We start from the raw sequence: 15,885 nt of genomic DNA on the forward strand, positions 1-15,885 counted from the left end.
AGATACAAGAGGAGCAGTAGCAGCACTTGCTTCAGTAGCTAAGTTACCATTCCACCATGCAGAAGATGGAATTTCTTACACATTCGCTATAACTCCAGGAGCCTTAGGTAAGTCTAGAGAGGAAAGAGTAGAGAACTTAGTAGGATTAATGGATGGATACTTCACAGCTGATGGAGGACAACACTTAAATGTTAACGTATTTGATAGAGCGTTATTAGAGGATGCAATGGCTAACCCTGAGAAGTACCCTCAATTAACAATCAGAGTATCTGGATATGCAGTTAACTTCGTAAGATTAACAAAAGAGCAACAATTAGACGTTATATCAAGAACAATTAACGGAAATATGTAATAATTAAAAAAGGATGTGCTAAGAAAATGAAAAAGGGATTTATTCACTCACACGAGAGTTTTGGAACTGTAGATGGACCAGGTATTAGATATGTAGTGTTTACTCAAGGGTGTCCTTTAAGATGTAAATACTGTCATAATTGTGATACTTGGAAAAGAGAGGATGCAAAATTCTTGGAAACTCCTGAACAAACTTTCTTAGAGATCTGTAGATATAAAAACTTTATTAAAACAGGAGGAGTAACGGTGACTGGTGGAGATCCGTTAACTCAACCTGAATATGTAAAGGAGCTATTGAGACTTTGTAAACAAGAGGGTATACATACAGCAATTGATACTTCAGGGTATTTATTTAATGATAAGGTTAAAGAAGCTTTGGAGTACGCAGATCTTGTTTTACTAGATATAAAATCAATTGATCCAGTACAATATAAAGAGTTAACTGGTGTTGAATTAGAACCAACACTTCAATTTGCAAAATATTTAAAGGAAATCGGGAAACCGATGTGGGTAAGACATGTTGTAGTACCTGGAATCACTGATAATGATGAGTTATTAGGAAAATTAGCTGATTACTTAAAAGATTTTGATAATCTTGAAAAAGTAGAGGTTTTACCATATCACTCTTTAGGTGAGTATAAATGGCAAAAAATTGGAATGGATTATCCTTTAAAAGGAGTTGAACAGCTATCAGCTGAGAGATTTGAAAATGCAAAGAATATATTTAAAAGTAGAGGTTTATCAGTTAAATAGTAAAGTTTTGACTACCTTAGAACATAAAAGTTCTAAGGTAGTTTTTTATATATTTTAATAAAAAATATGATATAATTAAAGAAAAATATAAAAGGAGAAATCAATGATTATATTAGGAATAGAAACATCTTGCGATGAAACATCGATAGCTGTTTTAAAAGATGGGAAAGAAGTTTTATCTAATAACATTTCTTCTCAAATAGATATACATAAAGAATATGGTGGGGTTGTTCCTGAAATTGCTTCAAGACATCATATTAAAAATATAGCTACAATTTTAGAAGAGAGTTTAGAAGAAGCTAAAATAACAATGGATGATGTAGATTATATAGCTGTAACATATGCACCTGGCTTAATAGGAGCATTACTTGTGGGAATATCTTTTGCAAAAGGATTAGCATATGGTCATGATATCCCTTTAATTCCAGTTCATCATATTAAAGCTCATATTTATGGAAACTTTATTGAGCATAATATAGAATTGCCATGTATAGCTTTAGTAGTATCAGGTGGGCATACAAATATAGTATATATAGATGAGAAACATAATTTTATAAATTTAGGAGCAACTTTAGATGATGCAGTTGGTGAAAGTTACGATAAGGTAGCAAGAGTTATGGGTATTGGATATCCAGGTGGACCAATTGTAGATAAGCTTTATTACAAAGGGAATAAAGAGACTTTAAAAATACCAGAACCTAAAGTGGATGGATATAATTTTAGCTTTTCAGGAATTAAAACATCGGTTATAAACGCTGTAAATAAAGCTAAAATGAAAGGAGAAGAGTTTAAATCTGAAGATTTATCAGCTTCATTCCAAGAAAAGGTAGTAGATATACTTTGTAAGAAAACATTAAAAGCTGCCCAAGATAAAGGTGTTAAACAAATTGTAATAGCAGGTGGAGTTGCAGCGAATTCATTATTAAGAAGTGAGCTAAGTGAAAGAGCAAACAAAATAGGAATAAAAGTAAATTATCCTTCGATGACTTACTGTACTGATAATGCAGCAATGATAGCTGAAGCGGCATATTATAAATTGAAATATGGAAAAGAACCAATTTTTGCAGATTTAACATTAAATGGAAAAGCGACATTAGATATAATGAAAGATTAAAAATACCCCAAATTTTGGGGTATTTTAAATTTTATGATATAATTTTAATACAACAAAATGGAGTTAAGACAAGTCCTTCTACAAGGTATTTGACATTGAAAAACTCTTGAAAATATGGTAAAATTTTTAGATAGTAAAGTGTAATTTTGGAGGTAAAATGAAGATATATATTGCTCCTTTAGCAGGAGTTACAGACTATACATTTAGAGGAATTTTAGATGATTATAAACCAGATTTGATGTTTACAGAGATGGTTAGTATAAATGCGTTAGAAATGGAAAATGAAAAAACTTTAAATCAAATTTTAAGAATAAGAGATGGCGAAGCTGTTCAAATCTTTGGTAAAGATGTAGAGAAGATGGTTTATAGTGCAAAGTATATAACAGAAAAATTAGGAGTAAAGCATATAGATGTAAATGCAGGATGTCCAGTGAATAAGATTATAAAAAATGGATACGGTGCAGCTTTATTAGAAGATCCTGATCAAATAAAAAGAATATTATGTGAAATAAGAGAAGCTATACCTGAAGATGTAAATTTATCTTTAAAAACTAGAGTAGGTTACAAAGGATTAAAGCAACATAGACTGGTAGGTAAGATAGCTGAAGAAGCTGGATGTAAACATATCACAATTCATGGAAGAACAAGAGAGCAGATGTATAGTGGAACTGCAAACTGGGACCTTATAAAAGAAGTAAAAGAAAGTGTTAATATAGAGGTTATTGGAAATGGGGATATATTTACAGCTGAAGATGCTTATGAAAGAGTTAAGCATTCAAGAGTTGATGGAATAATGTTAGCTAGAGGAATATGTGGAAATCCATGGTTAATAAAGCAGATTAAAGAAAAGTTTGAAACAGGAGAAGTTATAACAGAAGTTACTCCAGAGATGAGACTAGACATGGCAATTAGACATGCGCTTCAAGGTAAATTAGATAATCCAAATAAGAAGTTTTTGTTTGAGCTTAGAAAACATCTTTGTTGGTATTTAAAAGGAATAAGAAATGGAGCGGCATTAAAAGGAGCGATAAATCAAATAGAAAGCTATGATGAATTAATAGCGTTATTGGAAAAAGCTAAGGAAAATTTAAAATAAAGGGACGTGATTTTTTGTCAGTAGATACACCATTAATGAGTCAATATAAAGAGATAAAAAAAGAAAATCAAGATAATATTCTATTTTTCAGACTAGGGGATTTTTATGAGATGTTTTTTGAAGATGCAGTTATAGCTTCTAGAGAACTTGGTTTAACATTAACAAGTAGAAATAAAGAAAAAGGAATAGAAGTTCCACTAGCGGGAATACCTTACCACTCTTCAGCTGGATATATAGGTAAGCTTGTGGCTAAAGGATATAAAGTAGCAATATGTGAGCAAGTAGAGGATCCAAAAGCAACTAAAGGTATTGTAAAGAGAGAAGTTGTAAGAGTAATAACTCCTGGAACAATAATAGATACTGAATATTTAGATGAAAAAAGTAATAATTACTTGATGGGAATTGTTGTAAAAAAAGAAACAATAGGACTAACATACATAGATATAACAACTGGAGAATTTGTAGCTAGTGAGAAAAAGAAAACAGAAGATTATGTGTATAAAATACTAGGAGAAATAAATAAAATATCTCCGAGAGAAGTTTTAATAGATGAAAATTCATATACAGATTTAGAAAAGGAATTAAAACAATTTGCTCAATTAAATAAAATAAATATTAGTTCATATTTAAAAGTAAAAAAAAGTGAAGAGTTTTTAAAAAAATATTTTAAAGTTATCTCTTTAGATAGTTTTGATTTGAACAATAAGGTTGGAGCCATTGAGTCTGCTGCAATGGTTTTAGAATATGTATTAGAGTTACAAAAAGGAAATGAAATTCCTGTAGATAAGATAATTTATACAGGAAGCGAAAATATAATGGAGTTAAATCTTACAACACAAAGAAATTTAGATGTTGTAGCATCAAATAGAGAAAATGGTGTTCTAGGAACTTTACAATGGATTTTAGATAGCTGTAGAAGTTCTATGGGTAGTAGATTATTAAAACATTTTTTAAAAAATCCTTCAACTTCAAAAGACATAATTCTTGAAAGACAGAAAGATATCGAGTTTTTTTATAAAGGAGTTCTTTTAAGAGAAGAGGTAAGAGAAAAACTAAAAGATATATATGATATAGAAAGAATAATTGGAAAATTAGTTTTAGGAAATGAAAACGCAAGAGATTTAGTAGCTTTAAAAAAATCAATATTAAATAGCTTAGAGATATATAAGATTTTAAAAGGGAATCCTATTTTTGAGATAGCTTTAGATGAATTAGTTGAAATCTATAATTTGATAGAAAGTAGTATAAAAGATGAGGTTCCATTTTCTATTAGAGAAGGTGGAATGATAAAAGATGGTTATAATACCGAGTTAGATGAGCTACATAGTATATCAAATAATGGAAAAGATACAATTTTAGAGATTGAAAATAGAGAGAGAGAAAGAACGGGGATAAAAGGTTTAAAAATAAAATATAATAAAGTGTTTGGATATTTTATAGAAGTAACTAAAGCTAATATCCATTTAGTTCCTGCTGATTATATAAGAAAACAAACTTTAGCTAATGCAGAGAGATATATTGTTGAAGATTTAAAAATTTATGAGGAAAAAGTTCTGAACGCTAAAGATAAAATAGAGAATTTAGAATATCATCTTTTTAAAGAGATTTCTGAGAAAATAAAAAATTTTAGAAGTATACTTCATGAGTTAGCCTATAAGTTATCTTATTTAGATGTTATAACAAACTTTGCACATATAGCAACAAAAAATAGTTATATAAAACCTGAGATAACAACAGAAGGAGATATAGAAATAATAGGGGGAAGACATCCTATTGTAGAGCAATTAGTAGGAAGAGAAAATTTTGTTAAAAATAGTATTGTTTTAAATAATGATAAAAATTTAATAATCTTAACAGGACCAAATATGTCAGGAAAATCTACATATATGAAGCAGGTAGCATTAATTTTAATAATGGCACATATGGGTTGTTATGTTCCTGCAGAATATGCTAAAATAGGAATTGTAGATAAAATTTTTACAAGAATAGGAGCTAGTGACGATTTAGTTACTGGACAATCAACATTTATGTTAGAGATGAGTGAAGTTGCTAATATAGTTAATAGTTCTACTAAAAATTCATTTATTATATTAGATGAAATAGGTAGGGGAACGTCAACATTTGATGGAATTTCAATTGCAACAGCAATAACAGAGTATATTCATGATAACATTCAAGCTAAAACAATTTTTGCAACACATTACCATGAGTTAACTCAATTAGAATCAAAGTTAAGTAAATCTGCAAACTTTAGAATTGAAGTTAAAGAGGATGAGAAAGAGATTCTATTTTTAAGAGAGATTGTAAAAGGTGGAGCTGATAAATCTTATGGAATAGAAGTTGCAAGATTAGCGGGATTACCAATGGAAATTCTAGATAGAGCAAAAGAAATGCTGAGAGTTTTAGAAAATAGAAAAATGATAATAGAAAGAAAAGTAAAAAAAGAACAATTGATATTATTTGGAGAATTTGAACCTGAAACAAAAGAGGAACCTATAAAAAAAGAAGAAGAAAATATTATACAGCTAGAAAATGAGGAAAAAATAGTATTACGTCTTTTAAGAGAGGCTGAATTGGATAAAATGACACCACTTGATGCCTTTTTAAAGTTAAATGAATTGAAACGTATTTTAAACTAGGAGGGCGGTATGAATAAAAAGAAAATAGCCTATAGAGTTATTATAGTGGCGGTATTGGTTTTGGGATATTTCAATTATTTCGGTAATGAAAAGAAAATAGAAAAAAAAGAAGAGGTAGTAGAAACTACTGGAGCTATTTATGATACTGATGGGTATCATATTGAAGCTGATAAACAGAAAGATTTTTTAAAAACTAACGAAACAACTTTTGAAAAAGCAAAAGCTATAATTGATGGTATGGTTTTAACTGGAGATAACGCTTTTTTAGATGCAGGAAAAAATTTATTGTTAAAATCTAATATCTTAGGGAAGAGTTTAAATGGATGGGAGTTTGAAACTCAAGAAGCTAAGTATAATAAAGAAAATGGAGAAGTAGAATCTACAATAGGTGTTACAGCAATTAATAAATCTGAGGGAATAGAAGTATCAGGGAAAAATTTTAAAAGTGATACTAAAATGGAAAATGTAGTTTTATCTGGAGACGTAAAGTTTAAAACTAAAAATATGACACTGTCAGCTGAAAATGCAAAATATAATGATAAAGATAAGGTTATAAATATAGAAGGAAATTCATTTTTGTCAGGATCAAATTTTGGAAGTGGATCAGGAATATTAAGTGGAAATTTTAAAGGTCTAAAATATGATACTAAAACAAATGTTTTAACTACTTCGAACTCATTTATGTTAGATTATAATGGTATTAAATTATATGGAGATGATTTAGTATTAAACGATAAAACAGAATCTTTTAAAATAAGCAAGAATGTTTATGTATTAGCTGATGGTTATAAAATAGATATGGAAAGTATCACTTCAGATGGTGGAGATAGTATTAACTTTAATGGGAAAATATCAGGAACTAATGGAACATACTCTTTTAAAGGTGATGATGGAGTATATAATAAAGTAACTAGAAAATTTGTTTTAAAAGGTAATGTTCAAGGTAGTGATAAAAATGGTGGAAAGCTATTAACAGATATGGCAATATATGCAACAGATACAAAAGAGTTAGAGTTAATTAGTGATAAAAATGTAGAATATACAAGTCCAGAGAATAAAATCTTAACAAAAAATTTAATTTATTTAACAGAAACTGGTGAGTTATATTTAAAAGATGGATATACATATTTTAGTGAAAAATATAATAGTAAAGGAGAGAATTTCTTTTACAATAAAATTACAGGTAAAGGGTATGTACTAAAAGGAAGTATAAAAAATAATATAGAAAATCAATATGCTTCGGGAAATAGAGTTGATTTTGATAGACAAGAGGATAGTTATTTAGTTGATGGAGATGCTTACTTTGAAGATAATAACTATATTTTTGAAAGTCAAAAGATAGATTATTTAGGAAAAAAAGGTTTTGTATATTTGCCAGATAAATATATTTTAAAAAGAAAAAAGGAAAAGGATACTTTTGAAGGATTAAAAGGAGAGTATAATTTAACAACTGAGGTATTTAAATCTTTTGGTCAATTTAAGTATACAAGCACAGATAATGTTGTTGAAGGAATAAATTTAGATTTTAATCAGAAAACAGGAGTAGGCTTAGTTGAAAAAGATTTAGTAGCTTTTGATAAAAAAGGTGAAACTAAAATAATATCAACAAGTGGTGAATTTAAAGAAAATGAGTTTGTAAAAATAAAAGACAAGCTAGTTTTAAAAAGTGGAGACATAATAGCTAATGCTAATTCAGCAGATTATCAGATAAAAGATCAAAAAATATACATTCCAGGTGAAATTATATTTGAGGACACTGTTAAAAAAAGTTCTGGAAAAATGTACAACGGAGTGTACGAAACTGATAAAAAAGTATTCACTGGTGAAAAATTTAATGGAAAAGATGTGAAGAATACATTAAAAAGTGATATAATAAAGTACTTTACTTCTCAAGGGAATTTTGTTTTGGAAAAGAATGCAGAAATTAAAGACGAAAAAACAACTTTAAAAGGAGATCAGTTAGAGTACAATAAAAATACAGAAATAGCAAAATCTCCAAAAGCTTTTGAAATAAAATATGATGATTATGATATATTCGGTAACAGTGGAACTTTAGATAAAAAAACAAGTCACTTAACGGGTAATAATGTATTAATAAAATCAAAATTGAATGAAGAGTTTAAAGGAGATCGTGTAGATGGAACTTTAGATAATATGAATTTAGATTTTATAGGAAATGTTTCTGGAAGAATTTATCAAGATGGGGTACCTGTAAACTTTAAAGGAGATTTTGTAAGAGCATACTTCAAAAAAGATGCTCAAGGTAAAAATCAAATACAAAGAGTTGAGATTAGAAAAAATGCAGTGATTGAAAAAGAGGGAACAACGCTTTATTCAGACTATTTAGAGATACAGCCAGAAAAGAAATTAGTTTTTGGAAAAGATAATACTAAAGCAGTATTAAAAGATAAAGATGGAACAGTAACAACAGTTACATCTAATATGATGACAGGAAATCTGAATACAGAGATTGTTGATCTAGTTGGAAAAGTAGTAATTGTTAGAAAAGATAAAGATAAAACTTTAAATGCAACATCAACAAAAGCTAAAATAAAAAATAAAGATAATATAATTGAGTTAAGAGGAGACGTTGTTGTTGATGATGGTGAATCTGTAATAACATCTGATGAAGCGGATTATAATACAAAAACTAATAAAGTAAAAGCTAGAGGAAATGTATTCGTAGATTATAAAGTAAATGAGAAGAAAAGTGTAACAAATGTAAATCAAATAAATTCAGGATATAATAAAATCTTAAAAAAATAAGGAGAATCTATGAGAAGTATAGTTGCTCAAGGATTATGTAAAAGTTATAAAAAAAGACAAGTAGTTAAAGATGTGAGTTTGGAAGTTAAAAAAGGCGAAATTGTTGGTCTTTTAGGACCTAACGGAGCAGGAAAAACTACAACATTTTACATGATAACTGGAATAGTTAAGCCTGAAAAAGGTCAAGTTTTTATTAATGAAGTAGATATAACAGAGTATCCAATGTATAAAAGAGCAGATATGGGAATTGGTTATCTTGCACAAGAACCATCAATTTTTAGAAATCTTTCTGTTGAAGACAATATATTAGCTATATTGGAGATGAAAGGATTACCAAAAGACGAACAAATAAAAAAAATGCAAGAGTTATTAGAAGAGTTTAAGTTAACACATGTAGCAAAATCGATGGGTTATTCTCTTTCTGGAGGAGAGAGAAGAAGAGTTGAAATAGCAAGAACAATAGCTAATGATCCAGATTTTATATTGCTAGATGAACCATTTGCTGGAGTTGATCCTATAGCTGTAGAGGATATACAACAAATTATTAAATACTTAAAGCAAAGAGGATTAGGAATATTAATAACAGACCACTCAGTAAGAGAGACGTTATCTATAACTGAGAAAGCATATATAATGGCTAACGGAAAAGTATTGATAAGTGGAACTCCTGAAGAAATAGCTTCTAATCCAATGGCAAAGAAAGTATATTTAGGAGAAAACTTTAAATTAGATTAAATAAATTTTAAAAATATAGTGGAGGAAACAAGAAGATGTTAACAGGTAACGAAATTAGAAGCAAATTTATAGAATTTTTCGAAAAGAAAAATCATAAGCACTTTGAAAGTGCATCACTTATTCCAGATGATCCAACTCTTTTATTAACAGTTGCTGGAATGGTTCCGTTTAAGCCATACTTTTTAGGACAAAAAGAGGCTCCAACACCAAGAGTAACAACTTACCAAAAATGTATTAGAACTAATGACTTAGAAAATGTTGGAAGAACAGCTAGACACCACACTTTTTTTGAAATGTTAGGAAATTTTTCTTTTGGAGATTATTTTAGAGAAGAAGCAATAATTTGGTCATGGGAATTTATAACAGAAGTTTTAAAATTAGATAAGGATAAGTTATGGGTTTCAGTATTTACTACAGATGATGAAGCAGAAAAAATTTGGGTTGAAAAATGTAATTTTCCAAAAGAAAGAATTGTAAGAATGGGAGAGTCTGAAAACTGGTGGGCAGCAGGACCAACAGGTTCATGTGGACCATGTTCAGAGATTCATGTGGATTTAGGACCAGCTTATGGAGGAGATGAAAACTCTAAATTAGGAGATGAGGGAACAGATAATAGATTTATTGAAATCTGGAACTTAGTTTTCACTGAGTGGAATAGAATGGAAGATGGATCATTACAACCACTTCCAAAGAAAAATATTGATACAGGAGCTGGACTTGAAAGAGTAGCAGCAATGGTACAAGGAAAATCAAATAACTTTGAAACAGACTTATTATTTCCAATTGTTGAAGAAGCTGGAAGACTTACAAATACAAAATATGGAACAGAACCTGAAAAAGATTTCTCATTAAAAGTAATAACAGATCATGCAAGAGCAGTTACTTTCTTAGTTAATGACGGAGTTATACCTTCTAATGAAGGAAGAGGATACATTCTAAGAAGAATTTTAAGAAGAGCAGTAAGACATGGAAGACTTCTTGGAAGAAAAGAGTTATTTATGTATGAGATGGTAGATAAAGTTGTAGATATAATGGAAGGAGCATATCCTGAACTAAGAAAAAATATAGATCATATTAAAAAGGTTGTAAAGATAGAGGAAGAAAAATTCTCAAATACTTTAGATCAAGGTATGCAACTAGTTATGAACGAAATAGAAATAGCAAAATCAAAAGGTGAAACAAAATTATCAGGAGATGTAACATTTAAGCTTTACGATACTTATGGATTCCCTTATGAGTTAACAGAAGAGATTTGCGAAGAAAATGGAATTGAAGTTTCAAAAGATGAGTTTCTAGAAAAAATGGAAGAACAAAGAGAGAAAGCTAGGTCAGCAAGAGCAGTTGTTATGGAAAAAGGACAAGATAGCTTTATAGAGGAGTTCTATGATAAGCATGGAAAAACAGAGTTTACAGGATACTGTGACTTAATGACTCCTGCAACTCTTTTAAGTGCAAGAGAATTAGAAAATGGAAAGTATGCTCTTATTTTTGATCAGACACCATTCTATGCAGAATCTGGAGGACAAGAAGCTGATCACGGTATCATAGAGGGAGAAAATTTAGTAGCAAAAGTACTAGATGTTCAAAAACAAAAAGAAATTTACACTCATATAGTTGAAATTGAAAGTGGACTAGAGGAATTAGTAGAAGGTACATTATTAAACTTAACTGTAGATCCAGTTAGAAGAGAAGAGATTGCAAAGAATCATACAGCAACACATTTATTACATCAAGCTTTAAAAGATGTATTAGGAACACATGTACAGCAAGCAGGATCATCATGTGGAGCAGAAAGATTAAGATTTGACTTTAATCACTATGAAGCTTTAACAGCAGAAGAGATTGAAAAAGTTGAAAAAGCAGTAAACGAAAGAATCTTTATGGCTACATCTGTAAATGCTGAAGTAATGTCTATGGATGATGCAAAAGCAAAAGGAGCAACAGCTCTATTTGGTGATAAATACGGAGATGAAGTAAGAGTTGTTTCAATAGGAGATTATTCAATGGAGCTTTGTGGAGGAACTCATATAAGTAATATTGGAAAAATAGGAATCTTTAAAATTGTTTCAGAAGCTGGAGTTGCAGCTGGAGTTAGAAGAATAGAAGCTCAAACTAGTTATAAAGCATACTTAGCAGTTTTAGAGATGGAAAAAACTATGAAAAGAGTTGCTAAAAACTTAAAAACAGATTTACATAAAATTGAAGAGAGATCAGAAAAAGTAGTTGAAGAAACAAGAGAATTATCAAAAGAAGTTGAAACTTTAAAAGCTAAAGTAGCATCATTTGAAGCAAACTCATTATTTGATGAGATTGAAGAGATAAATGGAGTTAAAGTTTTAGTAAAAGACTTTAAAGATAAAGAGGCAGATTCGTTAAGAGAGATTGTAGATAAAGCAAAAGATAAATTAGGAAGTTGTGTTATCGCATTGGGATCGGATAATGAAAAAGCTATATTTGCTATTGGAGTTACAAAAGATTTAATTGGAAAAGTTAAAGCTGGAGACTTAGTAAGAGAGGCTGCTAAAATAGCTGAAGGAAATGGTGGAGGAAGACCTGACTTTGCACAAGCTGGAGGAAAGAATGGAGCAAAAGTTAAGGAAGCGCTTTCTGCTGTAAAGGAGATTTTAGCAAAATCATTATAAATGGAGGAAGATAATTATGTATAAAAGATATCTTTCTTTAGATGTAGGAGATGTAAGAATAGGAGTGGCAAAATCGGATTTAATGGGAATGGTTGCCACTCCCCTAGAAGTAATAGATAGAAGAAAGACTAAAGCTGTAAAAAGAATTGCTGAGCTGTGTAGACAAGAAAATACTAAATCGATAGTTATAGGAATACCTAAAAGTTTAGATGGAACAGAAAAACGTCAGGCAGAAAAAGTAAGGGAATTTATGGAAAAATTAAACAAGTCTATTGAGGGATTAGAGTTTTTTGAGATAGACGAAAGACTTTCCACTGTTTCAGCAGATAGAATGTTAAACGAAACAAATCTAAGGGGAGCCAAAGAAAAAAGAAAAGTAGTTGATAAGGTAGCAGCAGCTATTATACTACAGACTTTCTTAGACATGAAAAAATAACTAAGTGGAGGCTAGCATGAATTTTAAGGGGATGACAAAATTATTTTTTGTATTAGTTATACTAGTGTGTTCTTGGTGGTTAGCAGTTATGAAGCCAACAAAACTAGGACTAGACTTAAAAGGTGGGGTTTATGTAGTTTTACAAGCTCAACCAGAAAATGGGACAGAGCTAGATGATGATGCTATGAATAGACTGATAGAAGTTTTAGATAGAAGAATAAATGGTCTTGGAGTAGCGGAATCAGTTGTACAAAGAGCAGGAATGGATAGAGTTATTATAGAATTACCAGGAATTACAAACTCAGATGATGCAGTAAAGATGATTGGAAAAACAGCATTATTAGAGTTTAAAATAATGAATGATGATGGTTCTTTAGGTGAGACACTATTAACAGGTGGAGCACTAAAAAAAGCAGAAGTTTCATATGATAATCTAGGAAGACCTCAAATTCAATTTGAAATGAATATAGAGGGCGCAAAAGAATTTGCTAGAATAACTAGAGAAAATATTGGAAAAAGATTAGCTATAACACTTGATGGAGAAGTTCAAACAGCACCATCGATTAATAGTGAAATTCCAAGTGGAAATGGAGTTATAACAGGAAGTTATACCCCAGATGAAGCTAAAAAAACAGCAACATTATTAAATGCAGGAGCATTACCAGTTAAAGCTGAAATAATTGAAACGAGAATTGTTGGAGCATCTTTAGGAGATGAATCAATAGCTCAGAGTAAAACGGCAGCTATGGTAGCAGTTGGATTAATTGCAACATTCATGTTAATTATGTATAGACTACCTGGATTTGTAGCAGATTTAGCATTACTAAGTTTTGGACTTGTAATGTTTGCAATGTTAAATTTTATTGATGCAACATTAACATTACCAGGAATAGCGGGTATGATACTATCTGCAGGTATGGCAGTTGATGCCAATGTAATCATTTTTGAAAGAATAAAAGATGAATTAAAATTAGGAAGTACAATTAATGGTGCTATAAAACTTGGATTTAGTAAAGGAATAGCTTCAATTATAGACTCTAACGTTACAACATTACTAACAGCTTTAGTGTTATTTATGTTTGGAACAGGAACTGTAAAAGGATTTGCAGTAACTTTAACAATTGGAACTGTGGCGTCAATGCTTACAGCAATTTTCATAACAAAGGTTCTGTTAACAACAACAGTGGATTTATTTAAAATAAAAAGAACAGAGTTCTTCGGTGTGAAAAGGGGGTAAGTAAATGTATATTGAGGTAATAAAGCACAGTAAAAAATGGATAACATTATCAACAATATCTTTTATAATATTCCTAGGAATGTTTTTAGTAAAAGGATTGAACTATGGAATAGATTTTACAGGTGGAAGTTTAATTCAGCTAAATTATACTAATAATATAACATTAACAGATATAAATAAAGAGCTAGATGAGTTAGCAGTTGAGATTCCACAACTTTCATCAACTGCAAGAAAAGTCCAAGTTTCTCAAGCAGATAATAATGTTATTATTAGAACTGCTGAAATGAGTGATAAAGAAACAGAAAAGTTATTAACAAATCTTCAAACATTAGGAGATTATAAATTAGAAAGAGCTGAAAAAGTAGGAGCAACAATAGGTGAAGAGTTAAAAACATCAGCAATCTATGCTCTTACAATAGGTGGATTATTAATAGTTTTATACATAACAATGAGATATGAATTTAAATTTGCAATAGCTGGAATTTTAACATTATTACATGATGTTACTGCAGCTTTAGGAGTTATAGCATTGTTAGGGTATGAGGTCGATACACCGTTTATAGCAGCTATTCTAACAATACTAGGATACTCTATTAACGATACAATCATAATATATGATAGAATTAGAGAGAGTTTAAGAAAAAAATCAGATTTAACTTTTGGAGAAGTATTAAATAAAAGTTTAAATCAAGTTTTAGTAAGATCAATTAATACTTCAGTTACAACATTATTAGCATTAGTTGCAATATTAGTTTTTGGTGGAGATAGTTTAAGAACATTTACAACAACACTTTTAGTGGGAATTGGAGTGGGAACTTACTCATCAATATATATTTCAACACCTTTAGTATATCTTTTTGAAAAGAAAAGAGACGATAAATATGAACCTAAAAAAGATGACGATGATGATAATTCACACCCTGAAGAGAAAATTGTAGTATAACAAAAAAGCCACCTTAAAAAGGTGGCTTAATCTACTTAATAAGAGTTGGAGGAAAAAATGAGAACGTGGGCAGAGATAGATCTAGATAACTTAGAGTATAATATAAAAAAAATAAAAGAACTATCTCATGACAGAGACATAATGGCCATTATAAAAGCAGATGCCTATGGAATGGGAGCAGTCACAATAGCAAAAGAACTTTCAAAAATGGGGGTAAAAATATTTGGAGTTTCATCTCTAGAAGAGGGGATAGAACTAAGGAATAACGACATTGATGATGAGATTTTAATCTTAGCAGGAATTTTTAACGAAGAGTTAGAAGAAGCAGAGAAAAAAAATCTACAAGTTACTTTGACTGATCTTTCTCAAATTAAATATATTAATGAAAAGGGACTTTCGTTAAAAGTACATATAAAAGTAGATACAGGAATGGGTAGAGTTGGGTTTACAGTAGAAGAAGGTAAAGTAGCTATAGATATATGTAGAGAAAAAAATATAGAAGTAGTTGGAGTTTATTCACACTTATCAGTATCAGATGAATCAGATGAAGAATCAATAAACTATACAAAAAAGCAGTTAGAAAAATTTAGAGATTTTGAAAAGTTAGAAGAGATAAAATATATCCATATTCTTAATAGTGGAGGGATATTAAAATTTTCTGAAATTCCTCAAAGTAATTTAGTTAGAGCTGGAATAATTATGTATGGTGTTTATGGAGAGGGAGTTATAGAAAATTTAAAAAGAGTTTTTACTTTAAAAAGTAGAATACTTTTTTTAAAAGAGCTAAAAGAGGATATAGATATATCTTATGGAAGAGTAGGTAAAGGATATAAAAATGATCTGATTGCAACAATAACAGTTGGATATGCAGATGGTTTCAGAAGAGAACTTTCAAATAAAGGAACAATTGAAATTCATGGTGTTCCTTGTAAAATAGTAGGTAAGGTTTGTATGGATATGCTTATGGTAAGAATACCAGACGAATTAAAAGGTAGAGTAAAAGCAGGAGATGAAGTAACTGTAATGGGAGAGGACATTTTTGATAAATCAATAATGGTTGGGTCTTCTATTTATGAGTTATTTACTGGACTAAGTAGAAGGGTTAGTAGAGTTTATTTAAAACATGGAAAGCCTTACTTAGTGAATAGCTTAATAGGAAAATTATAAAGGAGA

General features: G+C 29.9%; 12 protein-coding genes. All 12 read left to right on the forward strand.

Features of this window, described 5'->3' with window-relative positions; translation table 11 throughout:
• A partial coding sequence (locus Q0V08_RS03455; protein WP_297432103.1) for a glycine radical domain-containing protein occupies positions 1-352 on the forward strand: 352 nt, incomplete at its 5' end.
• A gap of 26 nt (positions 353-378) precedes the next feature.
• Entirely contained in the window at positions 379-1,104 is a 726-nt protein-coding gene (gene pflA / locus Q0V08_RS03460) for a pyruvate formate-lyase-activating protein (RefSeq protein ID WP_023050967.1), read from the forward strand.
• A 103-nt stretch (positions 1,105-1,207) separates the two neighbouring features.
• A complete protein-coding gene (tsaD, locus tag Q0V08_RS03465; RefSeq protein WP_297432105.1) occupies positions 1,208-2,218 on the forward strand; it encodes a tRNA (adenosine(37)-N6)-threonylcarbamoyltransferase complex transferase subunit TsaD in 1,011 nt (336 codons plus the stop codon).
• 157 nt (positions 2,219-2,375) lie between these two features.
• Complete coding sequence (dusB, locus tag Q0V08_RS03470; protein WP_297432107.1) at positions 2,376-3,314, forward strand: tRNA dihydrouridine synthase DusB; 939 nt, start codon at positions 2,376-2,378, stop codon at positions 3,312-3,314.
• 14 nt (positions 3,315-3,328) lie between these two features.
• Positions 3,329-5,953, forward strand: coding sequence for a DNA mismatch repair protein MutS (gene mutS / locus Q0V08_RS03475; protein ID WP_297432109.1), 2,625 nt, complete (start codon positions 3,329-3,331; stop codon positions 5,951-5,953).
• 9 nt (positions 5,954-5,962) lie between these two features.
• Positions 5,963-8,719 carry an LPS export ABC transporter periplasmic protein LptC gene (gene lptC, locus Q0V08_RS03480; protein WP_297432112.1) on the forward strand — a complete coding sequence of 919 codons (2,757 nt, stop codon included), beginning with the start codon at positions 5,963-5,965 and terminating at the stop codon, positions 8,717-8,719.
• 9 nt (positions 8,720-8,728) lie between these two features.
• Entirely contained in the window at positions 8,729-9,454 is a 726-nt protein-coding gene (gene lptB / locus Q0V08_RS03485) for an LPS export ABC transporter ATP-binding protein (protein ID WP_297432114.1), read from the forward strand.
• A gap of 35 nt (positions 9,455-9,489) precedes the next feature.
• Positions 9,490-12,096: an alanine--tRNA ligase gene (gene alaS / locus Q0V08_RS03490; RefSeq protein ID WP_297432116.1), complete on the forward strand. Its 2,607-nt coding sequence runs from the start codon at positions 9,490-9,492 to the stop codon at positions 12,094-12,096.
• A 16-nt stretch (positions 12,097-12,112) separates the two neighbouring features.
• Complete coding sequence (gene ruvX, locus Q0V08_RS03495) at positions 12,113-12,532, forward strand: Holliday junction resolvase RuvX (protein ID WP_023050960.1); 420 nt, start codon at positions 12,113-12,115, stop codon at positions 12,530-12,532.
• 16 nt (positions 12,533-12,548) lie between these two features.
• A complete protein-coding gene (secD, locus tag Q0V08_RS03500) occupies positions 12,549-13,769 on the forward strand; it encodes a protein translocase subunit SecD (RefSeq protein WP_040407381.1) in 1,221 nt (406 codons plus the stop codon).
• 4 nt (positions 13,770-13,773) lie between these two features.
• The gene (gene secF, locus Q0V08_RS03505) at positions 13,774-14,712 is read left to right on the forward strand and encodes a protein translocase subunit SecF (RefSeq protein WP_023050958.1); all 939 of its coding nucleotides are present in this window, start codon (positions 13,774-13,776) and stop codon (positions 14,710-14,712) included.
• 57 nt (positions 14,713-14,769) lie between these two features.
• Entirely contained in the window at positions 14,770-15,879 is a 1,110-nt protein-coding gene (gene alr / locus Q0V08_RS03510; protein ID WP_297432120.1) for an alanine racemase, read from the forward strand.
• Positions 15,880-15,885 lie beyond the last annotated feature (6 nt).

Source organism: uncultured Cetobacterium sp. (genome assembly GCF_947038635.1).
GTDB lineage: Bacteria > Fusobacteriota > Fusobacteriia > Fusobacteriales > Fusobacteriaceae > Cetobacterium_A.